Origin of the sequence: Pseudomonas sp. 2957 (assembly GCF_031456345.1) — a bacterium.
GTDB lineage: Bacteria > Pseudomonadota > Gammaproteobacteria > Pseudomonadales > Pseudomonadaceae > Aquipseudomonas > Aquipseudomonas siliginis.
In genome coordinates this window covers 145,859-170,125 of record NZ_JAVDUL010000003.1, presented here as the reverse complement: position 1 = coordinate 170,125, position 24,267 = coordinate 145,859, and the positions used below count along the sequence as shown (strand labels likewise).

Below are 24,267 nucleotides of genomic sequence, written 5' to 3'. Positions count from 1 at the left end.
AGACGGTGCTCGTTGATCGCGCCGTCCGCAGCTCAAGGGTATGGTTTCGCGTGAAAATCCTAGTTACCGGCGGCGCCGGGTTTATCGGCTCGGCAGTCATCCGTCACATCATCTCCAATACCACCGACTCTGTCGTCAACGTCGATAAGCTGACTTATGCCGGTAATCTGGAATCGTTGGCGCAAGTCAGTCAGGACTCCCGTTATGTGTTTGAGCGCGTTGACATTTGCGATCGTGATCAGATCGATCGTGTTCTGCGTGAACACCAACCGGATGCGATCATGCATCTGGCCGCAGAGTCCCACGTTGATCGATCGATCTCGGGTCCGTCCGAGTTCATCCAGACCAATATCATAGGGACGTACACACTGTTGGAATCCGCGCGCCACTATTGGGCGGCGCTGGATGATGCGCGTAAAGCAAACTTCCGTTTCCATCATATTTCGACCGACGAAGTTTATGGTGATCTGGAAGGTCCTGAAGATCTTTTCACCGAAACCACGCCTTATCAGCCAAGCTCGCCATACTCGGCTAGCAAGGCCAGCTCCGATCACCTGGTTCGTGCCTGGGCCCGCACTTATGGCCTCCCGACACTGGTTACTAACTGTTCGAATAACTACGGGCCTTGCCATTTTCCTGAGAAATTGATCCCGCTGATCATTCTCAATGCGCTGGAAGGCAAGGCATTGCCGGTCTACGGCAAGGGCAATCAGGTTCGCGATTGGCTCTATGTCGAAGATCATGCCCGTGCATTGTACAAAGTCGTGACCGAAGGCGTGATCGGCGAGACTTACAACATTGGTGGTCATAACGAAAAACAAAACATCGAAGTCATCCACACCCTGTGTGCACTGCTTGATGAATTGCGACCGGATTCCGGTCACTGCCCTCACGCAAGTTTGATCACCCATGTGCAGGATCGCCCGGGGCACGATCAGCGCTACGCCATTGATGCGAGCAAGATTCAACGTGAATTGGGCTGGACACCGGAAGAGACATTTGAAACCGGCATCCGCAAGACGGTCGAATGGTATCTCACCAATACTGAATGGGTTGCTCATGTGAAGAGCGGCAGTTATCAGCAGTGGATTGACCAGAACTACAGCGCTCGTTCGGACAAGGCATGAAGATTCTCCTGCTGGGAAAAAATGGCCAGGTCGGCTGGGAGCTGCAGCGCTCCCTCGCACCGCTTGGAGAGTTGGTCGCGCTTGACCGGCATTCGGTCGATGGTTTGAGTGGTGATCTATCCGACCTTGATGCATTGCGCGCGACGATCCGGCGGGTATCTCCCGACGTCATCGTCAACGCCGCAGCCTACACTGCTGTCGATAAAGCGGAGTCAGATAAAGAACTGGCCGATCGTGTGAATGGTGAGGCCAGTCGGGTCATGGCAGAGGAAGCGGCATCCCTGGATGCCTGGCTGATCCACTATTCGACCGACTACGTGTTCAGTGGCGAAGGCTCGACGCCTTGGATAGAAAGCGACGCAGTTGCTCCCGTGAACCACTACGGCGCCAGCAAGCTGGCTGGAGAGCAGGCAATTGTCGACTCGGGTTGCAAGCATCTGATCTTCCGAACTAGCTGGGTCTACGGCGCTCGCGGCAACAACTTTGCCAAGATCATGTTGCGGCTGGCGAAGGAGCGCGAATCGCTAGGGGTGATTGCCGACCAGATCGGCGTCCCGACCGGTGCGGACCTGATTGCGGACGTGACCGCTCTGGCGATACAGCAGGCAATGCATAGCCCCTCCACGCTGTCGGGGCTCTATCATCTGGCGGCTGCCGGTGAAGTGTCCTGGTATGGCTACGCCAGTTTGGTGATCGGTTTTGCCAAGGCCCACGGTGAAGAGCTCGCTGTCACCGCCATCAATCCGATTGATACCAAAGCCTATCCAACACCGGCGCGCCGCCCGTTGAACTCACGTTTGAATACGCAGAAGCTGCGCGATAATTTTTCTCTACACTTGCCGGATTGGCAAAGTGGTGTAACTCGAATGCTTATGGAAGTTCTCAATAAATGACCACGACAAACCGTAAAGGCATCATCCTCGCTGGTGGTTCGGGCACTCGGTTACATCCTTTGACGCTTGGTGTTTCCAAGCAGATGCTGCCGATCTATGATAAACCTATGATCTTTTATCCTCTGTCGGTGCTGATGCTTGCGGGAATGCGAGAAATCCTGATCATCTCCACTCCGGAGGATTTGCCTTGTTTTCGGAAACTTCTGGGTGATGGAGGCCTGTATGGCATCAAGCTTACCTACGCCGAACAGCCTAATCCGGATGGTTTGGCGCAAGCCTTCATAATCGGTGAAGAATTCATCGGCGATGATCCTTGCTGTCTGATCCTTGGTGACAATATCTTCTATGGTCAGCACTTCTCGGACAACCTGCGTTCTGCCAACGATCAAGAGCAAGGTGCAACTGTATTCGGCTACCACGTCTCCGATCCTGAGCGCTTCGGCGTTGTTGAGTTCGACAAAGCCGGTCGTGCACTGAGCATTGAAGAGAAACCGCTGAAGCCGAAATCCAACTACGTGGTAACGGGCCTTTACTTCTACGACAACAAGGTCGTTGAGATTGCCAAGAGCATCAAGCCGTCCGAACGCGGCGAGTTGGAAATTACTGATGTCAACCGCGCCTATCTTGAGCAGAATGCTCTGAGCGTCGAAATTTTTGGTCGCGGTTTCGCCTGGCTCGACACCGGTACTCATGAGTCTTTACTTGAAGCCAGTCACTTCGTGCGCACTATCGAGCAGCGTCAGGGCCTGAAAGTGGCTTGCCTGGAAGAGATCGCTTACAACAATGGCTGGATCACCCCGGAGCAATTGGGTGCACAGGCAGAGCGTCTCAAGAAGACTGGCTATGGTCAGTACCTGCAGAGGTTGTTGGTTAGTGTTTCCACTGACCTGTGAGCGTCCTCCTTTCGATTTAAAGTGTTAAACCAATGCAAGCAGGATTGGCATGCCAGTAAAATACCCACAGGTAGCAGTTCTGCTGGCTGCGTACAACGGGATGCGGTGGATCGAAGAGCAGATTGCCTCGATCCTGAGTCAGTCAGCGGTAGATGTTACCGTCTATATAAGTGTTGACCCTTCGACAGACGGCACCGAAGCCTGGTGCGCTAGCTTCTTTGCTGAACGCAGCGATGTGGTTTTGCTTCCGGCTGTCGGCAATTTCGGTGGTGCAGCACGCAATTTCTTCCGTCTCATCCGTGATGTAGATTTCGAGGGTTATGACTTCATCGCGTTCTCGGATCAGGATGACATTTGGCACTCAGACAAACTCGAGCGGGCTACCCGGACTTTGCTGACGCGTGAATTTGATGCGTATTCAAGTAATGTAACGGCTTTCTGGCCGGACGGTAAAACACATTTGTTGGACAAGGCGCAACCGCAAGTTGCCTGGGATTTTTTGTTTGAGGCTGCTGGGCCGGGTTGTACTTACGTGCTTAGCAAGAAATTGGCGGATTCGCTGAAGGACTCCGTGCTTGCCAATTGGCAGCGATTACAGGAAGTCAGTTTGCACGACTGGTACTGTTACGCCTTCGCCCGAAGTCACCAATTCAAATGGTTCATCGACCCGGTGCCATCCATGCTGTATCGCCAACATGATAGTAATCAAGTAGGGGCTAATACTGGATTGGCTCCTTTGATTTCCCGATATAAAACGATTCATGATGGTAGGTGGTTTACTCAGGTTCGATTGATTGCTTCATTGGTGGGCCAGAGCAGAGAACCTTTTGTTGATACCTGGCTGGAATTAGGGCGCAGGCAGCTATTGACGCTTTCCTTTAACGCTTGGATATGTCGGCGACGGTTTCGCGATAAGGTATTCTTCTTTTTTATCTGTTGTACCACTGCAGTTGTTGGAAAGAGGACTAAATGAAAGGCCCACAAGTTTTGGTGACGGGGGCGAGCGGATTCGTTGGTGAGGCTTTGGTCTTCAGGCTTTTACTCGATAAAAAATTCACCCCGGTTGCCGCCGTGCGCGGTGTTACACGATTGCTTGGTTTGTGTCGGGTAGTCCCATTCGACCTTACGGACACAACTGCATCGCCGGCCTTGAATGACGTTCAGGTAGTGATCCATGCTGCGGCTCGAGTGCATGTGATGAACGAAACCTCAATGGACTCTCTTTCGGATTTTCGCAAAATCAATGTGGACGGAACCGTTAGGCTCGCCCGAAAGGCTGCCGAGTCAGGGGTAAAACGATTTATTTTTATCAGTTCAATCAAGGTTAATGGCGAAAGCACCGCACCACGGAGTTCTTTTAAGGCTGACGATCCTCCAGCACCAGTAGATCCGTACGGAGTCTCGAAACAAGAAGCTGAAGATGCTTTGAAGCAGATTGGCCTGAGCACGGGAATGGAAGTTGTTATTATCAGACCACCACTTGTGTATGGCCCGGGGGTGAAGGCCAATTTTTTAAGCATGATGAGTTGGCTTCATAGAAACATACCTTTGCCGTTGGGGGCTATTAATAATCAACGCAGTCTGGTGGCGCTTGATAATCTTGTGGATCTCATCGTGACCTGTATCGATCATCCTGCGGCAGCAAATAATATATTTCTGGTTAGTGATGGTGAGGATCTATCTACAACTTTGTTGCTTCGGCGTATGGCGCGAGCCTTAGGCACGAAAGCATGGTTGCTGCCGATACCTGATTTTGTGTTGAGTTTAAGTGCTTCACTCCTGGGTAAAAAAGCAGTTGTTCAACGTTTGTGTAGTTCGTTGCAGGTTGATATTAGCAAAACATGTGATGTTTTAAATTGGCGTCCCTCGGTAAGTGTGGATAAAGCTTTACGCAAAACCGCCGACTATTATCTGGATAAGTTAACAAAATGACTTTTTGGTTGTTACTATCTGCTGTGCTCGCAAGTTCGTGGTTGCTGACCTATGTCTTGCGTCGTTATGCCTTGGCCAAGAGTTTAATGGACATACCAAACGAGCGTAGTTCCCATACTGTGCCTACGCCTCGCGGAGGCGGGGTGGCTATTGTGGTGGCATTTGCAGGGGCGCTGCCAATGTTGGCTGCTTTGGGGTTGCTTGGTATGCCTTTGCTTACAGGATTACTGGGCTCGGGAATTTTGGTGGCGCTTATAGGCTTCGCCGATGATCATGGTCATATTGCTGCTAGATGGCGGCTGCTGGGGCATTTCATTGCAGCTGGCTGGGCGCTGTACTGGCTTAATGGTCTCGCATCCATTTCATTTTTTGGTACGGCGATTGACTTGGGTTGGTTCGGCAATGTGCTCGCGCTGATTTACCTTGTGTGGATGCTGAACCTCTACAATTTCATGGACGGGATTGATGGTTTGGCCAGCGCGGAGGCCATATGCGTATGTCTGGGGGCATGTGCGTTGTATTGGCTGGGTGGTTACGCCAACCTGATATGGGTTCCGTTCGTTTTAGCTGGAGCGGTGGCTGGGTTTCTATGCTGGAATTTTCCTCCCGCGCGCATCTTTATGGGAGATGCGGGCAGTGGATTTCTAGGCTTCACTCTCGGTGGTTTAGCGCTCCAAGCGGCTTGGACAGCGCCGGAATTGCTTTGGAGTTGGTTGATTTTGCTCGGGGTTTTCATTGTTGATGCTACCTGGACGTTGCTGCGACGTTTGATGCGTGGAGACAACGTTTCTCAGGCGCATCGCAGCCACGCCTATCAGTATGCATCCCGTCGTTTCAAGAGTCATCGAGTAGTAACGCTTGGGGTTGTTGTCATTAATCTTGTCTGGCTGGTGCCGATTTCGATTCTTGTAGGCTTGGGATTTCTGAATGAAATGCTCGGAATATTATTTGCATACACTCCGCTCATCTTTATAGCCTGTTTGTTTAATGCAGGAGCGTTGGAGGAAAAGGCTGATTCTTGAGTAGTAGCAAGGCCCTCCATTTGCCACGTTAAGAAATATAATTCGTCATCACGCCATAAGCCTCACCTGTCTTGGGGGAGGTTGAGTTCGTGGGGCGGATTTGCTCCCCTGACAATGCGCTGGGCGGACGGCAGTATCTCCTTCTTCCAGCACCAGGTCATCGATGCAGGAGAAGGAGTATGAATAGGCGGCTTTTCAGCAGGGTGTCATTGCTTGGGCGTTAGATGCTACACATCAGGTGTCGATTTGAGAGCATATCGGTCTTTTGCTCGTGTCGTGATTGTTGAGGTGATGCACTGCAAAAATATTACTACTGCTAAAAGCATCAGCATCCACGATGGGTAGTAGTAGCGAAATTCCACACGTTGCATATTCAAAAGGAAGCCGGCGTAGTAAAGGATGGAAGTGCTGGCGAGCAAGCGTATCGCTGTAGCGGAAGGGGATGGTAATGCTAGAGAACTTACGATTAGTGCAAGGCATATAGCCAGTCCGAGGAGTGGCTTCTCTTCCAGTGCGGGGAATCGAATGTTTGTTGCAAGTTCTGCCGCCTGGTTGCGTAAGGGGCCTACTTGGCAGTTGCACGCGGCTTCGGTTCTGGTTATTTCTGAAATTACGCCGGTCCAGTTGGTTGTCATTGGCGTGACGGTAGTTGCAGTTGGACTGTTCCCGAGATAAAGCCAGTAAGCTTTAATTGTTTTCATTTTAATAAATTCAAATGGCGCACTTGTCACTGAGTCCCACCAAAGCTTACGAATTTTTGGGGCGTTTTCAATCAGTGCAACTTTATAGGGGGTGATGCCTCCGTCTTTCCCCCAAAGCATGTAGCCGGCATCTTCGTGTCTGTAATTTTGTCGTGCGGATTCGGTGTTGCCGATAAAGTCGAGACAGTTATCGCATGTAGCACCATTAGTCATTTTGGATAAACCTACTATCTCGGCGGCCATGCTGACAACTGAAACATCCTGGCTGTTTACATTTAGTAGTTTGTCCCAAGTGTGAAGCAGTGAAATGGACATGGCAAGAAGTGCTATGGCGAGTAATAAACGATAGGGTGAACGAGTAACGGCAAAAAATGCGATGATTGGGGCGCATATAGCAAAATTGGGTCTGATCCATGCTGTTGTTATAAATAATATGCTGACAATAATAAGGAATGGGTAGATTTCATATTTTAGGATAAGCTTTTCTTTATGGAGTAGCGTCCCAATTAGTATGAGAGCGAATGCAGTCATTAATGGCTCGGGCATGTGGATGGCCGAATAAATAATATTGGTGGGTATGAGGAGTAAAATTGAAGTCAGTGCTAGAGCTGTATAAGCTGGGGTGACCCTGCGCAGCACTACGTAGGCGCCAAGTGAGAGTAATGCTGATTGCATTGCGGGGAATAAAAAAATGCCTCCACTTATTTTTAAAGTGACTGCCATTAAAACTATTGGGAAAGTTGGATGCCAGTTAGTGAAAGATAGCTCGTTATAGGGGTAGCCAAGGCCATGCTGGGAAATGGATTTTGCGAGTTCCCATTTTACGAATGAGTCACCCCACAACAAATAGCCGGGGGCCTGAAGGTAAGCAGAGAGCGCTGCAAGTATAAGCAGTGCTCCACAGGCGATATAGTCCTTGGTTGATGACGTTGCTGGCGACATTTTACTGGTCCGATTTTTCAATCTTGAATCTTATCATTTGTTGAAAGTCAGCTGCCAGATAGGAGGTGAAGAGGCCTTTCTGGAATCACTAGGCGAGTTTTTGACATCAGTCGGCTTCGGCATATGTTCTTGGTTCGCGTGAGTGGCAGGTGGTGTGGGCCCGAAGATGGGGTAGAATCAATATTTTAATTCTTGGCGGTATCACAAAGCCCTCTCCGGTGATCGCTTGATTTTTGTTTAAGGGGAATTGTGAATGGCCTTCTTTCCGTGCTTTTTGTCTGTGGTTTTTATCGTTCGCAATCAGTCGCAAGGAATCGAAAAAGTACTGGCAGACGCGGCTTCTGCTGTTGCCCTGATCGTCAGCGATTACGAGCTGATCGTTGTCGATAACGCCTCCGACGACGAGAGTATTTTGGTCCTCAGGCGACTGACGGGCGAAAATGGGCTTGCCAACTTGCAGGTCTACGCGCTGACCAAAGAGGTCGATACTGATACCGCGTCGTGGGTTGGTCTGGAAAACGCGCTGGGTGACTTCGTGGCCGTGATCGATCCGCTGTCCGATGACATTGGCTTTATCCCTGAAATGCTTGAGCAGGCGGTTCGCGGTGCAGATGTGGTGTTTGCGAACAACCAGCAGAAACCCGCGCAAAGCAGGGCCTATCGTAGCGCTTACGCGGTGTTCCATTGTCTCTATAACTGGTTCAATGGCGTTCACCTTGCCAAGGAAGCGCCGCAGTACCGCATTATCAGCAAGCGAGTCATCAACTTTATCCTTCAGCATCCTCAGCCAGCCATGACCTACCGGCACCTTCCGGCAACGGGCGGCTTTGCCCGTGCTTACCTTAGCTACAGCGCAAAACCGAAGGCCTGTGGCCCGAAGCGACTGGGGGACAGCATCGACCGTGGCATGCGACTGCTGGTATCGACCACCCGTGCCCCCATGCGGTTGGTGACTTCGCTGTCGTTGTTCGGTGCCGTAGCCAATCTGCTATACAGCGTCTACGTGCTTGCGATCGGTTTGTTCAAAACGGATGTAGCCCCAGGCTGGGTCAGTTTTTCGCTGCAACAATCGGGTATGTTCTTCCTGATCTCTCTGGTTCTCCTGGTACTAGGGGAGTACATCTTGAACATGGCGAGCTTGTCGAACGAAGGACCGCAGTATCATGTCGGTCAGGAGTTCACCAGTGCCCGCATGACTCGCCATGAAAAGCTCAACATCGAAGAGGTCCGTTCGCCTACGGTTGATAGCGACACGTTGCCACGCGAGCAAGACGTCTGATGTTGGGCGTCACCACAGATTTTGATGCCGTTGTGATTGGTGGTGGGTTTTATGGCGCCGCCATTTCGATCTATCTCGCCAGACAGCGTGGGCTCAAACGTGTCCTGTTGCTTGAGAGTGAGCCTGCGCTGTTGAGGCGTGCTTCTTATAGCAATCAGGCACGGGTACATAACGGCTATCACTATCCGCGCAGTTTCACGACGGCTTATCGCAGCAGGGTAAACCTGCCGAAGTTCGTGCGAGACTGGCCTGATGCGGTCAAGCAAGACTTTACCAAGCTCTATGCCATTGCCCGACGCAACTCCAAGGTCACGGCCAGGCAGTTTGAGCGTTTCTGCCGGGATATAGGCGCGGCTTTCCAGCCGGCAGATGCGTCGTTGCGAGCGCTCTTTGAGCCGAGGCTGATCGAAGAAGTGTTTCTGGTTGAAGAGTACGCGTTTGACTCGACGAAACTAGCGGGCTGGGCAGAGCGGGAGTTGAAAGAGAGCCGGGTCCAGGTTCGTTGTTCAACCCAGGCGAGCGGTATTTCCAGAGGGCCGGACTCTACACTGCACGTCGCAGTAAAAACGCCAAATGGCCAGTTGGAACAGGTCGTGTGTCGTTACGTATTCAATTGTACTTACAGTGGTCTCAATCAGTTCTCTGGCGAGTTTCCCGGGGTGAAGGCTGAGCTCAAGCAAGAAATTACTGAAATGGCCCTGATGCAGATGCCCCCATCCCTTGTCGGGCTGGGCGTTACGGTGATGGACGGGCCATTTTTCTCGATGATGCCTTTCCCTGCCCGTGACCTGCATACCCTGTCCCATGTGCGATATACCCCGCACTTGCATTGGACTGATCGGCAAGGGGTTGACCCCTATGAGAAACTTCGCCATTACCCGCGGGACTCACGCGTTAATCGAATGGTGAGGGATGTAGGGCGCTATATCCCCGCCGTTCTTGAGGCCAGGCATATTGACTCGTTGTTCGAGGTCAAAACCGTTCTGGTGAAGAACGAAGGCGACGATGGCCGGCCGATTCTGTTTGAAAAACACGCAGAGCTCCCCGGTTGTTACTCGGTGCTCGGCGGCAAAATTGACAATATTTATGATGTTCTTGAGAAACTCGATACAGAACAGTTTTCGTGTATCGATAGTCAGGAAACCATCAAGTCTGGAGTTGTGAATGGCTAATGCACTTATCGGGTTTTCAGGGTTTGTTGGCAGTACGCTGCTGAAGCAGAAAACCTTCACGTCGCTGTATCGTTCAACCAACATCGGCGATATCGACGGTCAGGTGTTCGATACCGTTGTGTGTGCTGGTGCGCCGGCACAAAAGTGGATCGCCAACCGTGACCCTGAGGCTGATCGGGAAAAAATCGACGGTCTGATTGCACATCTCAAGACCCTCAGGTGCACAACCTTCATTCTGATCAGCACAGTCGATGTTTTCAGCAATTCCATGGGGGTTGATGAAGAGACGCCGGTGGATGTGTCGGGTCTGCATGCCTATGGTCTGCACCGCCGATTGCTGGAGGAATTTGTTGAAAGCCATTTCGCCAACTACCTGATCGTGCGTCTCCCGGGGTTGGTGGGGCCTGGTCTGCGTAAAAACGTTATTTTCGACTTTTTGAATCAAAACAACCTTCAATCGATTGATAGTCGTGGCGTCTTCCAGTTCTATCCGATGGTCAATCTCTGGCACGACATCCAGCTGGCGCTCGATGCCGGTTTGAGATTGGTTCACCTGACGGCACAGCCCGTCAGTGTGGCCGATATTTCGCAGAAGGGTTTCGGCACACCTTTCACCAACGCCCTTGCGAATCCTGCTGCAACCTATGACATGCAGACCCTGCATGCGCAGGTGTTCGGTGGGGCAGGGCGTTATCAATACAGCGCTCGGGAGACACTTCTCGCGGTTCGTGTCTATGCCCAGTCAGAACCGCTAGTTGTGAAAACCGATCCAGGAGTAAATTCATGAGGCTGGCGATTTCCAACATCGCGTGGGATATCGCGGAAGACGAAGGCGTCGCCGATTTGCTTCGACTTCATGGTGTTGATGCAATCGATGTGGCACCCGGAAAGTACTTTCCCGAGCCCGCCAAGGCTTTGGACGATGACATCAGCCTGGTGAAAGAATGGTGGGCGATGCGAGGCGTCGAAATCACCGGGATGCAGGCGCTGTTGTTCGGTACAACCGGTTTGAATGTCTTCGGTTCGCAGCAATCTCAAGAGGATTTGTTAACGCACTTGAGCGCTGTTTGCCGTATTGGCGCTGGCCTAGGTGCTTCCAGAGTGGTCTTCGGATCACCGAAGAATCGTGATCGCAGCGGTTTGAGCGATGAGCAAGCGTTCGCGGTGGCTGTGCCTTTTTTCAGGCAGTTGGGGGACATCGCTCATTCCAATGGGGTGACGATCTGTCTTGAACCCAATCCAACCTGTTATGGCGCTAACTTCATGACCACCAGTGCAGAGACTGCAGCAGTGGTCAGAGCAATTGATCATCCTGCCATCCGCATGCAGCTGGATACCGGTGCGCTGGCGATTAACGGCGAAGATCCTCAACAGGTGCTGAACGAGTGTGCCGATCTGATCGGGCATGTCCATGCCAGCGAGCCGGACTTGCTGCCTCTCGGGGATGGCGGCACCGATCATGCGCAGATGGCGTTGGCTTTGAAGCATTATTTGCCTGGTCATGTTGTATCGATCGAGATGGTTGCCACCAAGGACGAGTCACATCTGCACTCTATTGAGCGTGCCTTGGGTGTAGCGTTGAAGTCTTACTGTGCAGGCGATGTGGGGGTAAGGATATGAAATGGATCATTCTTTTTCTGGGCATCCTTTCCAATGCATCTGCCAGCGTACTGGTGAAGATGGCAATGATGCCGCCTCGTAAGTTTCCGTCCCTCAGTGATCCACTGACGGCACTTACCAATTGGCCGTTCTGGCTGGGACTTGGGCTGTATGGCATGGCGTTCCTGCTTTATGCCGCTGCGCTGGCTCGTCTTCCACTCAATGTGGCGCATCCGGTGTTGACTGCGGGGGCGGTGGCGACTGTCGCCTTGTCTTCGATATTGATTTTTCGTGAGCCCTTTCACTGGACGACAGCGGCAGGGATTGTGTTGGTAATTGCTGGCGTCGGGCTGATCACAGCTCGCGTAGTTTGATGGTAGAAATAATGACCGCTTCTGATATTGATTCAGCTGTGCGCAGCACCTGGCAGGTTCCTTCTTTTGATACTCCACTGTGGCTTGGGCGTAAACATCCCTGGTGCGTGGTTATTCCCGTCATTAACGAAGGCGATCGCATCAGGAACCTGATTGCCAAGATGGCAGAGGCAAAAATTTCTGACATTGCCGATATCATCATTGTCGACGGTGGTAGCACGGATGGTTCTCTTGAGTTGCAGGCTCTACAGGATAAGGGCGTCAGCGGTCTTCTGGTGAAAACTGGCCCGGGCAAGTTGAGCTCGCAGTTGCGTTGCGCCTATGCATTTGCCCTGGATCAGGGTTATGAAGGCATTGTCAGCATCGACGGTAATGATAAGGATGATCCGGTTGCCATCCCGCGCTTTATTGACGCCTTGAAACAAGGAGTCGATTTTGTGCAGGCTTCTCGTTTCTTGCCGGGAGGTGTGGCAGTGAACACGCCAAAGTCGCGCGACCTGGCCATTCGATTGATCCACGCTCCGGCATTGTCGTTCAGCTCAGGTTTTCCATGGACAGATACGACCCAGGGTTTTCGGGCGTATAGCCGTAAAATGCTGCTGGATCCGGCAATCAGCCCGTTCCGCGATGCTTTCCGAGAATACGAGTTGTTGGCTTACCTCTCGCATCGAGTACCGCAAATGGGGTATCGATGCCTGGAGTTGTCCACTAGTCGTATCTATCCCGAAGGTGAGGTTCCGACCAAAATCAGCGCCGTTCGAGGGAATCTGAAAGTTCTGAAAACCTTGTTGTTCTCATGCATGGGGGCTTACAACGTACCCGGTACTGAAAGGAAGCTCTTGCCCAGTGCTTGGCCAATAGCTCTTGTATGCTTTATTGGTTTTCTGTTTAGTGTGCTGGCGTTTTTTCCTGGTTGGATGAGCCCGGACTCCGTGGCTCAGTATGGCCATGCAAAAAATGACGTTTATCACGATTGGCATCCGGTATTAATGGCTTGGTGGTGGCGCCATCTTGATTCTCTATACTCGGGGCCTGCGTTGTTTCTGATACAAAATCTTGCTCTGTACTGGGGGGCTTGGTGTCTTCTTGCTATTGCCAGTCGGCGTTGGGTCGGACGTTTTTCTTACCTTTTGCCCCTAATAGGTTTTTGGCCGGGCTTGCTTTTTCCACTCGGCCAGTTATGGAAAGATGTTGTTTTCGCCTGCGCAATATTTTTTGCATGGGCAATAGTTATCAATGTCTACGTTCAATCAAGAAAGTGTTCGTGGGTTGAGCGCGCTGGAATTTTGATTCTGGGAGTATTTGCATTTGGTGTGAAAACAAATGCGTTGGTTGTAATGCCTTTCCTGTTTGGGTTTTGGGTATATGCAGAAGGCTGGAAAAATACAAACCGGGTAACTCAAGGGGGGCTTGCTTTGGTTATTACGCTTGTCAGTGCGACTGGAGCGCTGCTTATAGTTCCAAAAGAGCGCATCATAAAAGAGCACCCGTTTCAATATTCTCAGACCTATGATTTGCTGGGGATCTCTGTAAAAGTTGGAAAGAACCTAATGCCTCGTTACATTTCGGAGCGTGTGGGCGATACGCAGAGTCAGTTGAAGCTTTTGTACAAGCCTGGAGGAAATAATGCGCTGTTTTATGACGCATTTGGAAGCATGCTCACCACTGATGCGGCTAAGTTATCTGAGTTGAATCAACGTTGGATTGACGCTGTATCTGAGTATCCAAGCGTTTATCTGGTTCATCGGTTGGAAAATTTTTCAGCCCTGCTCCGTTGGGGGGAATCGACTACTGCAGTTGTTGCGAGCCCCACCACAGTCGATAACCCTTATGGCCTCAGTTTTCAAGGTAACAAATTCTCAGCTTGGCTTGCGTCTCAAACAGGTACTAATCCCTGGATATTTTTTCCATGGATTTATCTGGTCGTTCTGATGGCAGCTATGGGGGTCCTGGTTTGTCTCAAGTGGAACAGAGTGCTGGTTTTCAGCCTGGGAGGGTCCGCGATAGCCTTTGTATTACCTCACGTACTCATTGCCCCTTCTGCTGATTATCGATATCTGTATTACGCCTATTTCTGTGCGTTGATATTGGCGTTCTTTGCAATTGCCGAGATTTCTCGACGCGTTGCTGTCAGGGCGATGAGGGCGGGTTGATACAGCGCGACTGGTTCTGATCATAGCCTCTGCCTTGCCAAGGTAAAGCCCGCGCACTCAGGCGCTCCCAGTTCAATCGGCTTCACTGGCTCCGGCGTTTAGAGGCAATAAACGCGACGATATGCAGTGAACCGATGGTTTGGTAGCGTCCCATCCTGTGTTGAACTCAGGCACAAAAACGCTGGCAACTGGGCGGGTGTTCGGGAGGGACGGCAGCAGATGTTGCAATGTGATAGGCGTTGGTTTTCTCCAGCGAAAATATTAGTGGTCCAGTGCTATCATGTGCGCTGACAAAAAAACATAACGGATTGGTCACCTATCGTGCAAAAACACGTTCCTGTCGGAGAGCGCAGCTTGTGGGCACTCTTTCTATCGCTGCCTATTGCCTACCTGCTGACCTCAAAATTATTACCGTTTATTGTGGTGGCTCTATTCGGAGTCCAAACCTCCGTAATCGAATTACAGGCAACAGGAACGAAATCTGCCGACTCAAAGGGGGCAGAGGTGTGGATTGAAAGGCCTCAGTACATGGATGGCGCAGTGCCTTCCGGATGGGAGGCCCGTGAAAACAGGTTGGTTTCCTACATTCCTCCATATGGCCCTCTTACTTTGGAAGTGCCTTCTACCAGTCCAGGCCTAGAGTTTGTCAAAACCGATTGGTCGGGCCATGCATCAATAAAAATCGGCGCATCGAAAAGTAAAGTCGATCTTTATAGTAAATCTGAATCGAGGGTATCAATCTCTGGTCATGAACTGCTGCTAAAGTCCAAGGGTATATTCGTTCCTTTCGTGGTGGTTGTTTTTTTTACACTGCTGGCTTGTATGATGCTTATCATTCATCGCGTTCTCCGCGTTGATGGCGCTCTCTTGACAGTGGTGGATCGGCCTGTCGGCTCTAAGAACCTAAAGTATGACTCCCGCCTTGACCATCTCCGTTTTTTGGCCGCCGCAATGGTGATTTTTTATCACTGTTTTACCGATAACTTTGGTCTTGGTCATAGCACCTATAATCCACTATTAGGGCTCGTCGAACAGGGGCATATGGGTGTTGGGCTGTTCATGGTTCTTAGCGGTTATCTGCTTACGAAAATTGCTTCAGGCAAAGAAATAAATTATTTTGACTTTATAAAAAATAGAGTTATACGAATCTATCCGCTGTATATACTGTGCGTCTTGATAATGCTGTGTGGGTGGAGTCTGAACTATTCTTTTGCGCAGGCGCTCAGTTTATTTTTTCCATTTGTGAATGCTCTACAAGACGTAAAGCTTCCCATGTTTGCCCACCTATGGACAATTGCGGTAGAGTTTCAATTTTACTTAATTTTCCCATTTCTTGTCTTGTTTCTAGATAAAATTGGTCCGAGGTACATCGTAGGGCTTCTGGTACTCACAATATTCTTCAAATATCTTATGTGGACGAAGATGGGTTCAGTGACCAATGTGGCTTACATGACCCTGCTAGGACGCATTGATCAGTTTATTATCGGTATGGTTGCGGCCTTTTTGACCAAGCAATATTTGGCCGATAGTAGGATAACAACTGCATGGCTTGTTGCTGCAGTCGCAAGTGCGGCCGTTGTAATGAGTATTTTCTGCGGACAAAAAGGTCTAATCGGAATTGATCAGTCCTGGGTGATGGCGTTTTGGCCATCCATCGAGGCGGTGATGTGGGCTACCCTGATCGTCAGCTACTCGCATGCACGAATTCGGATCCCTGAAGCTATCAATGTAAGCCTAGCGCGCTTAGGTCAGCTTAGCTTCTCTATGTATTGCATGCACTACGTCGTGATTCCATTCACTAATTCCCATTTCGTTCGCATTGGGCAGGCACCCGGTGGGTTGGCTGATGTCCTTGCACAGACTGCCTTTCTAACGGTTCCCGCCATCGTGATCTTCTCAATGCTGACTTACGGAATTATTGAGAAGCCATTCTTTAATCTCAAGAAAAAGTACGCCATGCCCTCCCCGGCGGAGCTATCTTTGCTCCAACAGAACGAACGGGAAAGCGTCAAGTGATTGGACGTTCTGGACAGATTACCTCTTTCGGAAACCTGTCTGCGTATTTCGCTTATCTTGACCGGTCAACCAAGACGATGAATTGATGACTCCAACTTATCATTATTGTTTCATCGAGTATTTACAAAAAGCGCGGATGATGGCGAACTGGCTCCTGAGGGGATCGGGAGCACAGTATTTAGTTGGAACCTGATTTTGCGCTCCCGATTTTCATCAGGAGCCAGCATCGTGCGAATCGACGCCAAAGTCGGAGGCAAGCTACTGCCTGCGAGATTTCATCCGATAACGTTTGACTGCGTTGGCCACCGTGAAGAGTGCAATAAGCACGGTCTTGTGCACGGGACCAATTCCATTGAGATGCTTGATTCCGGAGGTCCATTGAACTCGACGGATGTAGTCCATCACCTGTCGACGCGAAGTGCTACTGAATGGGGAAAGAAAGATCGTTGATAGTGCCGGAGCCTGATTCTTCTGGAAGATATCACCGAAGCCAAAAACGTCGTGTTGAGGTGTATGGATGAAGATCTTTGCCAAGTCAGCATCCGGATTGACACTGAGTTTTTTCCAGACATGCACAGCCGACGCACGCAGTTCTGCGGAGCCCACCACGTAACGCTCCAGGTAGGGTCCCCATATTTGGGCAGCCAGTGCGACGCCCTCTTGGAAGTGAACCGAAAATTCACTGTGGGAACTGTTTTCCTCAGCTGAGACGTTGCGATACGCAGTAACCTTGCCTTGCGACCTTACGTACTTCTCGGTGCTGCCCATGTTTGATGTGCACAGCATTTCGAGTACAGCAAACGCTTCAAACAGCTTGCCTGTATCAGCATCAGCCTGCTCATCAGCACCGTAGGCACGCTTTGAAACATTCGACGCTTGGGGATTTAGCATCTTTCGCAGACCGAGATACATTCCGTGAAAGTGTGTCGCGGGCTTTATCCGCGCAAGATTGTCCTGGATTGTCCCGCGCCAGCCAATATCAACCAGGCCGACTTTGTCGTTCTGGGAAATACCTTTTTCTGTAAGGTATTCGTTCAATAGCTCACGTTGTTCCAGTGTCTTTTTGTTTACGGCAGCCGTGAATGCCGGCGCCCGGATCAGCTTGCTTAATAACTCGTTTTCATCAGGGCGCTCAATAACGTCCGAGGCCTCTAACCCAACCTCAGATAAAAGGTCAGCAAAGTCCGCGTGTTCCAGACCCAGCGAGGAAAACAGCCCGGAAACCTTTTGCGAGCGGTTCAGGCGCCAAATACGATTGAACTCGTCATTCGAGACTTCTTCCATTGAAGCGACGAACGTAGAAAGTCGACTGACCTCAAGCTCCGCATATGCTGGCAATTGATGCCCAAAAAGCGTCTGATCTGGAAAGACAATTTCGTATATACGGCGAAAAAATTCGCCTTCTCGGGTAAGAAAAAAGACTCGATCCAGACGCTCAGCGACCGCCTGCTCGGCAATCCACAAGACAAAGCCCAAGAACAGTGGAGCGGCCTCTGCTCCGAAACGAAACGCTGCCGCTTCGGTCTTTTGCCGCGCGGGTATTGACGACTCCACTGCTTGGATACTGAGCTGTCGAAGATGCTGGAACAGCGCCTCACGCGAAGCAAACAGGCTCTCTCGCTCTTCCCTGGCCGCGTGAGAATCCGGCACGAATGAAATGCCGGTAACGCCCAGCTGCGCCGGGGACTCTACATCCGACCAAGGATGATCGCCTACATGCACATGTTCGTGAGGAGTGATCCCATAGACCTCGTGCACATGCTTGAACAGCGTTCCTGAACGCTTATTCAAGCCCACGTCACACGAACTCAAGCCATCCTCAAAGAGATGACTGAGCCCCTTCTGCTCGAGCAAGTGTTTGAGCATGTCAGAGGTCATGTAGAAATCAGACAGGAATATCGTTCTTTCGGCAGAGTGCTGCTTGAGAAATTCTTCGATATCCGGATCCTGGAAAGTACGGCGCACTTCTACTGAAAGCTCATAGTCGGCAAAACGCTGGGGCAGACTCTCATCGAAGGGAGAGAGCAGAATTGTCTCCAGCCATTCCTTGAATACGTGAACGATTTCGTACTCTTCGTCCTTGTTTGCTTCTCGAGCTGTCCGCGCAAGACGGGCTTCTGTATCCACCCGTGCCTGATAGATATCCCAGTAGCCCGTGTACAGCGGTTTGAAGTGACCAAACAGCTCGAAAAATACATGAGCAGCAGTCGCCAGCTTGATGCATTCAGGGTGGCAATCTCTTCTAAGCAAGGTGTCCCAGACATCAACCGTCTTGATTTTGTAGATCATCGTACTTCTCGCCCACCAAAAATCACTTCACCCACTGCTTCCAGCTGTTTGATCCGAAGCTTGAGCCATGCGGGGAGTTTGGCGGCAAGTCCACTGAGTTTATGACGGCGAACGACCCAGCGATTTGAATTGAGACGCTGCTTTTCCTGAACGGAGTACTCGTTGAACGCTTTTACAGTCAGCTCTGTAAAAATAGATTTTTCCATGAGCGGACCTTCCAAACTCTTCTCTACCCATTCGCAGAAAAGAGCCGAAGATTCATGCCAGGAAGGCCAAATGTCGGCCGTCTGGCGCGCCCCTTCCTGAAGCCGAGAAAGCTCCGTACGGTCGCATATGAGTTTTTTTAGGGCTTTGACGACGCCGTCAGTGTCGCCAGTGGAGACAACGACCGCATTTTTTCCATTAACGATATATTCGTCATGTCCGGAAACATCAAAAACTACGGCGGTGCCGCCACAGTGAAACAGCTCAAGCGGCGGACCAAACATTCCTTCAACCGTACTGAGCTTGATCAAAATATCGCAAGAGCGATAAATTTCGGCAGTCTTGACCATGGGCACCCGGGAAAACACCCGCGAGACCCCGGGAAGCCACTTGATGGGGGAGCCCGTCAGTACCCAGATGTCTTTCGCACCGGCCTCTCTGGCTAATCGAACACCCAAGGCCGTATTTTTGAATGAGACACCAAAATGTCCCTCTACCAGAATTCTGGGTTGCGCATCAGTAGGGCGAGGAGCGCTTGCGACACCCTTTTGTGAGTACACATCCTTGCGAACACCGTTGCGTACCAGAGTGGTATCCCGATTGAAATCGTCTTTCAAGTAATGCTGGATCCACGTAGCTTCAGTCACGTATTCGATTGGAAAGTGGTAGGTAGCGTCAACCAAAGCACGCAATGGCCCTTCCGATTCAGGATAAAACCTGGACTCGATCGACTGTACGAAATACGCATACCTTCTGGCGTCGAAATTGCCAAGTTCAAAAGCAGTTTTCCACCATGTGGCGATAACCAGGTCGAAAGACTCTTGCTTGGCTTCTTCTATGGGCAGGCAACGGAGCTTCGGCGCTTCGTCGTGCCAGGAAAGCGTCGCCGCCGAAAAAGGTTCCTGAACCGCCAGCGTTACGTCATATCCATGATTACGCAGGTAGCTGGCATGTTGAATGATGACGTATGTGCCACCGCTAATAGCCATCGAGCCTACGAGAAAACAAATTCTTCTATCGTTCAATTTATGATTACTTCTGAAAATAGCGGATTAATCCATATAAGTTGGCTATTGGGCGGCCAACCCGCTCATCGAGCTTCTTCCATGGCCAGAACCCAAGCAATCCTCGTCCGTTGCGCCTCAGGACGGTGAGCATGAACTTCAACCTATCAGAAAAGCTCGGGACCTTGTGCGCACCGGTAAAGAAAGAGCGCTCAAACACACCGTAGTTTTCAACATGAAATACTGAAGAAAACCAGTCGATCTCGGACTGTGAAGGTTGGAAAACCAAGCGCGCGTGTCTGCGAGCGATTTGCTCAAGACGTAGCGACTGCGTACCGGCTTGCAGTGTCATGGCTTCCAGCAACTGGTTGTAACGAGCGAAGATATGACGCTGAACAGGAAACACCAGAGCTTCCAGCATCTCTTGCTCATGGAACGTGTCATGGACAGCACTAGCCCTACCATTAGTGTCTATTTGGTAGCTGGCCGCTGAACCATGATCTGCTGCCAAAAGAATTTCGAACAGGGCGCGATTTTCATTAAAGACATGAAATCGCGATGTACGGCCTGCAATGGAGGAAAATAGAAGGCCGTGTTTGGCGTTCGCAGAACCTGCCGCCCCTGGCGCAATAAGCCCGATGTAGTATCCCGTAACTGATTTGACTGGCGATGCCGCTCCCTTGCACAACAGTGCGTAAAGGTTGTCCTGAATCGTGCCCTTCCAGCCGACATCCACGACCACAAGGTTTTCGGGAACATCACCTTCCGAGAGGGTCGAAAGATACTGCCCAAATGCCTTTCGACGACTCAGCCGTTGCTCGTCATATACCGCAATGAATCGCGGCAACGCCTTAAGTTGGGAGAAGAGGTCGCTTTCGGGAAAGTCCTCCTGTCTTTGATTCGACTGTTCAGTCGTCAGGCCCAGCAAGGTCGACAACTCTGTACAGAACTCATCCAGCCCAAGGCTCGAGAGAAACTGCAGCAGCGACATTCGCCGATATTGCCTGAAAAGCGTTTCGAACCGCTCTTCGCTCAACGCATTCAGAGAAGGCAGCAGCGTTGATCTGCGAGAAACCTCCAGATAACGGCTCTGAATCGGGACACCCACGCGAACGCAGTAGCAGTCGAACATTTGCTTGAGCGGTTGTCCCTCTCTGGAGAGAAAGAAAACCTGCTTGACGCCGTTCTCGATGAGTTTGCGATGCAGTTCGCTCACCCAATACAGGAGCGTGTCTGCCATTTCTCCGAAAAGTTCGAACGAATCAGATTTTCCTTCAAAGCTAGCTCCTCTGATGTCACTCGTCGCCGATGGAGGTTTTTTCACTGCATATATTCCGTGTAGTGGGATCGATGTCGATTAGCGTTTTGAGGGGTGTGATAGCGGATAAGGCAGGTTCATCCGGTAGACTGCGGTACTGGAATGACTGCGCCAACCTACGCTCAAACCGTTTTGCATGCCGCAGGCTGATTCGAGCCTGCGGCATCCCCGCTTTCAAGTACGGCTGTCGATCTCCGTAAGGCTTTCAAAGTACTGACCAAACTTCGCAGCCTTTATAGACCAGTCCCACTCTTTGATTCTTTCAATGTTTTCTGTTGAAAGCCGAGTCAGCAACGCAGGCTCTTCGACGAGCTTGCGGATACTGTCCTTGAGCGCTTCAACCGTTCTCTCAGGCAAGATAAAGGCTTTCTGCAACTCACCGAAAGCCTGCGGCACGATGCCGACATCAGTACTGATAACCGGTACCCCGCAGGCCATCGATTCCAGAACCGGGTTAGGCGTACCTTCTATCTTCGACGTACATACATAGACGTCGATCTTTGAGTAGTAGTTAGGCATCTGGTCATGGGGAATGAATTGATCCTGTCGGTCAGCGAACAGGCTTTTTACAGAAAAACCTTCTTGTTGAAGTTGCTCAATTGCTGGCTTGAGGATCGAATTCACGCCTTTGAAGTCTTCGAGCTCTGCCGCCCACTTACTGTTTCCAACCCAGCCAATGACCAGCTCACGCTGACCGACTTCTCGAAGGCGTTCAATATTCATGGGCATGAATTTTGTCAGGTCGACACCATCCTCGATTACTCGGGTGGGTTCGGGATAGCCGCTTACTTCGGAATAAATGCTGTTTAACTTTTCAGAGCCTACGGTGTAGCCTGCGACTATCTCGGTAAAAAGATGGGCGCGGCCACTGAGTTCGTCTTCTTCCAGAAGCAGGTGGTCGTAAACACTTGTGCTGAGCTTTTTAGTGGCAATAAAGCGCTCATGGAACAGCTCATATGGCATGCCAAGGCTTTCAACATAACTTCTGTAATACGGCGTGCCAATGAGTGTTAAATGTTCTCTCCAGAAGAAGTGCACAATGTCACAGTCTTCGGTCATCATGAATATTTTGTCGATGTTATCGATGATATCCATCGGTATCACAACGAAATCAAACTGCTCACTCAAATAGCGTTCCAGTTGCCGGGCGATATTTCCAAACGCCCAGTTATCCGTATCGATGATCAGTGCGATTTTCGTCTTTTCATGCTCTGCCGATACCACCTTTACGGGAGCGGAAATGTGATCGGCTTCATTGTTGAGCCCCAGTTCATCGTGCCGTGACTGGACCCAGTGGTCTACTGCATCACCCCAGATCTTGAAACCGTGTTTTGCCTCAAGATGCATCGCAGACTTGTGAAGAACACCGCGAGAAAAACGTTCTTTTTCATAGTTGCGATCAGCGTCTGAATCAGGCATCGGGTGGTCATGCACCAAAGCGCATACCGATGCGCAACCGACTTTGTAGCCCTGCTGGAACAGGCGTACCGAAAAATCGATATCCTCGAAGCCAACAAACATACCCTCGTCATAACTACCGACACGAGCGAACGTGTCCTTGTTAACGACGCAAGCACCACCAAACAGGAAAGTCCCGAGGAACGGCTGACTGATAACGTCCTGTATTTTTGTCTGCAGGGATGCGCTTCCTGCACCGATATGAAGTTCGCCCTCCTCATAGGACACATAAACGTGACCGCCCCTGGCGAAGATTGTTTGACCATCTGGGTCCAGCAAGGGAAGGCTCATGAAATGACAGCCAAGAACTGCTAGATCATTCTGAATCTGCTTTAGCGGATTCATCGTGAAGTAGATATCGTTGTCCAGACACATCAGCCATTCCGTCGTGACGTGTGGAATGGTTCTATTACGGCCGCCTGAAACACCGAAATTTTGCCCAAGCTCAACAATACGGGTGCGGAAAGATAGCGTTTTGCACGCCTCGCGCATCCGCTCGATTTCTTCTGCCGAAGAGCCGTTATCGATGATCAGCACTTCACCGGCGAAATGCGGCAAGAACTCTTCAATGGACTTGAGCAGCTTGATCGATAGCGACGAGCGGTTCATCGAAAGGAAAGAGATCGTTAGGTTCTCGCCACTACTGCCGATGTTCGGCCCCGTCTCCCGCCAGGCATCAGACGCCAGAAGCGCGTGCGCATTGTCATAAACGTAGAGCCCGCGCGAAAGCCCCGGGATGATATCCAGCCCTAGAACTTTCATTAGTTAGGGTTCCCGCGAACAATTCTGAAGGCCTTTTTTATCAGCGATCGAGCATGGCGAGGAACCAGTCCACCCAAACGGAGATAACGGTCATAACCGACTCGCATTTGATCACGTTCTGCGGTCACTCTTGCCACTTCGGCCTGAAGCGCAAGCTGAGTGGAATTGAACACATGTAATCTTTCTTTTACCAGTTCGTTTTCCGCCAGCGTTGCCTGATAGTTAAGACGTGTTTTTCTCAAGTCCGCCTTAAGCGTATCAGCTTCCATTTGAAGGGCTGTCAAACCCTGATGGAGAGTGTCCACCTTCAATCGTTCGTCCACAAGCAATGTGCCATCCATTGCATGAACCATGCGCGCATACGCGTCCATACTAATCGGGAAAATAGCAGCACCATTAGTGATTTCAGGTGCATTCCAGATGCCGAAATAATAGCTGCAGTTCTCAGTATTAAATTCCGGTTTTTCACCACCATTTACAAGGTATGCACCTTGGACTGAGTTGTATTTCATCCAGCTATCAGGGACAGTTTCATAGTCTCGCTCGATATCTAGCGACGTTGAGCCGAATCCAAAGACCGCGGTGCCTATGCTCCAGTTAACGTTGTCTCCCAGTACGCTGCTGGCGAGATGTTGAAACTCTTCGAATCGGTATTTGCGCAAGTGGTACGGGTTGCGCTGATGTTCTTCCGGGAAATACCAATAGTCATTTGGGCAACTAATGATAATGATCGCGTCTTTCTTTGCGACGCGTTTCAGTGATTGTAAATAGGCTGCCGGATCTTCAATGTGCTCAATTGTTTCACACGAAACGATTACGTCAAAATATTCGGGCGGAAACTTGTCTTCGATGGTTGTCGCGTCAGCCGCAGTAAACTCGATCCCAGTACCACCAAACGAACGAGTAGCGCGATTCACTGCATCGACGAACACATCTACGCCGACGACCTCTTCGGCTCCAGCCTGCTTTAAGAGGTAACTGCCATAACCCTCGCCACAGGCGATATCCAGGACTCGCTTGTTTTTAACAAAGGGCGTGGCAACCGAGTATCTTGCGAAATGGATTGACGCTTCTATGTTCGCTCTCTCTGGAGCAGAGTTGATATCTAACCGTTCCATTTGTGGCCTAT

Annotated in this window: 19 protein-coding genes; 13 read left to right on the top strand and 6 right to left on the bottom strand. The window is 50.7% G+C overall.

The window, feature by feature from the left end:
- The first annotated feature begins 50 nt into the window (after positions 1-50).
- The 6 genes from rfbB to J2Y39_RS11180 are packed head-to-tail and all read left to right on the top strand — an operon-like array spanning position 51 to position 5,867.
- Positions 51-1,127: a dTDP-glucose 4,6-dehydratase gene (gene rfbB / locus J2Y39_RS11205; RefSeq protein WP_236168543.1), complete on the top strand. Its 1,077-nt coding sequence runs from the start codon at positions 51-53 to the stop codon at positions 1,125-1,127.
- On the top strand, positions 1,124-2,020 hold the full coding sequence (rfbD, locus tag J2Y39_RS11200; protein WP_236168431.1) for a dTDP-4-dehydrorhamnose reductase: 897 nt from the start codon (positions 1,124-1,126) through the stop codon (positions 2,018-2,020). Before rfbB ends, rfbD begins: the two co-directional genes overlap by 4 nt.
- Positions 2,017-2,913, top strand: a complete 897-nt coding sequence (gene rfbA, locus J2Y39_RS11195; protein WP_236168432.1) for a glucose-1-phosphate thymidylyltransferase RfbA — start codon at positions 2,017-2,019, stop codon at positions 2,911-2,913. The genes rfbD and rfbA overlap by 4 nt, the downstream gene beginning before the upstream one ends.
- 49 nt (positions 2,914-2,962) lie before the next feature.
- Entirely contained in the window at positions 2,963-3,886 is a 924-nt protein-coding gene (locus tag J2Y39_RS11190; protein ID WP_236168433.1) for a glycosyltransferase, read from the top strand.
- Positions 3,883-4,845: an SDR family oxidoreductase gene (locus J2Y39_RS11185; RefSeq protein WP_310217580.1), complete on the top strand. Its 963-nt coding sequence runs from the start codon at positions 3,883-3,885 to the stop codon at positions 4,843-4,845. Before J2Y39_RS11190 ends, J2Y39_RS11185 begins: the two co-directional genes overlap by 4 nt.
- Positions 4,842-5,867 (top strand): glycosyltransferase family 4 protein, encoded by a 1,026-nt coding sequence (locus J2Y39_RS11180; protein ID WP_310217578.1) that lies wholly within the window; start codon positions 4,842-4,844, stop codon positions 5,865-5,867. Before J2Y39_RS11185 ends, J2Y39_RS11180 begins: the two co-directional genes overlap by 4 nt.
- A gap of 227 nt (positions 5,868-6,094) precedes the next feature.
- Here J2Y39_RS11180 and J2Y39_RS11175 read toward each other — a convergent pair whose 3' ends face one another.
- Complete coding sequence (locus J2Y39_RS11175) at positions 6,095-7,510, bottom strand: hypothetical protein (protein ID WP_236168436.1); 1,416 nt, start codon at positions 7,508-7,510, stop codon at positions 6,095-6,097.
- Between the two features lie 253 nt (positions 7,511-7,763).
- Here J2Y39_RS11175 and J2Y39_RS11170 point away from each other — a divergent pair, with 253 nt between their 5' ends.
- The 7 genes from J2Y39_RS11170 (at position 7,764) to J2Y39_RS11140 (ending at position 16,103) form a co-directional block, all read left to right on the top strand.
- A complete protein-coding gene (locus J2Y39_RS11170) occupies positions 7,764-8,789 on the top strand; it encodes a glycosyltransferase (RefSeq protein ID WP_310217574.1) in 1,026 nt (341 codons plus the stop codon).
- Positions 8,789-9,961 carry an FAD-dependent oxidoreductase gene (locus tag J2Y39_RS11165; protein WP_236168438.1) on the top strand — a complete coding sequence of 391 codons (1,173 nt, stop codon included), beginning with the start codon at positions 8,789-8,791 and terminating at the stop codon, positions 9,959-9,961. Before J2Y39_RS11170 ends, J2Y39_RS11165 begins: the two co-directional genes overlap by 1 nt.
- Entirely contained in the window at positions 9,954-10,748 is a 795-nt protein-coding gene (locus J2Y39_RS11160; RefSeq protein WP_236168439.1) for a pyridine nucleotide transhydrogenase, read from the top strand. The genes J2Y39_RS11165 and J2Y39_RS11160 overlap by 8 nt, the downstream gene beginning before the upstream one ends.
- Positions 10,745-11,581 (top strand): sugar phosphate isomerase/epimerase, encoded by an 837-nt coding sequence (locus J2Y39_RS11155; protein WP_236168440.1) that lies wholly within the window; start codon positions 10,745-10,747, stop codon positions 11,579-11,581. Before J2Y39_RS11160 ends, J2Y39_RS11155 begins: the two co-directional genes overlap by 4 nt.
- Positions 11,578-11,934, top strand: coding sequence for an SMR family transporter (locus tag J2Y39_RS11150; RefSeq protein WP_236168441.1), 357 nt, complete (start codon positions 11,578-11,580; stop codon positions 11,932-11,934). The genes J2Y39_RS11155 and J2Y39_RS11150 overlap by 4 nt, the downstream gene beginning before the upstream one ends.
- A gap of 11 nt (positions 11,935-11,945) precedes the next feature.
- Positions 11,946-14,087, top strand: a complete 2,142-nt coding sequence (locus J2Y39_RS11145) for a glycosyltransferase family 2 protein (protein ID WP_236168442.1) — start codon at positions 11,946-11,948, stop codon at positions 14,085-14,087.
- Between the two features lie 321 nt (positions 14,088-14,408).
- Positions 14,409-16,103, top strand: coding sequence for an acyltransferase (locus tag J2Y39_RS11140; protein WP_236168443.1), 1,695 nt, complete (start codon positions 14,409-14,411; stop codon positions 16,101-16,103).
- Between the two features lie 258 nt (positions 16,104-16,361).
- Here J2Y39_RS11140 and J2Y39_RS11135 read toward each other — a convergent pair whose 3' ends face one another.
- From J2Y39_RS11135 to J2Y39_RS11115, 5 genes are all read right to left on the bottom strand, one after another.
- Entirely contained in the window at positions 16,362-18,392 is a 2,031-nt protein-coding gene (locus tag J2Y39_RS11135; protein WP_310217562.1) for an HAD family hydrolase, read from the bottom strand.
- On the bottom strand, positions 18,389-19,585 hold the full coding sequence (locus J2Y39_RS11130) for a glycosyltransferase (protein ID WP_236168445.1): 1,197 nt from the start codon (positions 19,583-19,585) through the stop codon (positions 18,389-18,391). Before J2Y39_RS11130 ends, J2Y39_RS11135 begins: the two co-directional genes overlap by 4 nt.
- 43 nt (positions 19,586-19,628) lie before the next feature.
- Positions 19,629-20,924, bottom strand: coding sequence for a hypothetical protein (locus J2Y39_RS11125; RefSeq protein WP_310217557.1), 1,296 nt, complete (start codon positions 20,922-20,924; stop codon positions 19,629-19,631).
- Positions 20,925-21,092: 168 nt separating this feature from the next.
- Entirely contained in the window at positions 21,093-23,138 is a 2,046-nt protein-coding gene (locus J2Y39_RS11120; protein ID WP_236168447.1) for a glycosyltransferase, read from the bottom strand.
- Complete coding sequence (locus J2Y39_RS11115; protein ID WP_100847745.1) at positions 23,138-24,256, bottom strand: bifunctional 2-polyprenyl-6-hydroxyphenol methylase/3-demethylubiquinol 3-O-methyltransferase UbiG; 1,119 nt, start codon at positions 24,254-24,256, stop codon at positions 23,138-23,140. The genes J2Y39_RS11120 and J2Y39_RS11115 overlap by 1 nt, the downstream gene beginning before the upstream one ends.
- Positions 24,257-24,267 lie beyond the last annotated feature (11 nt).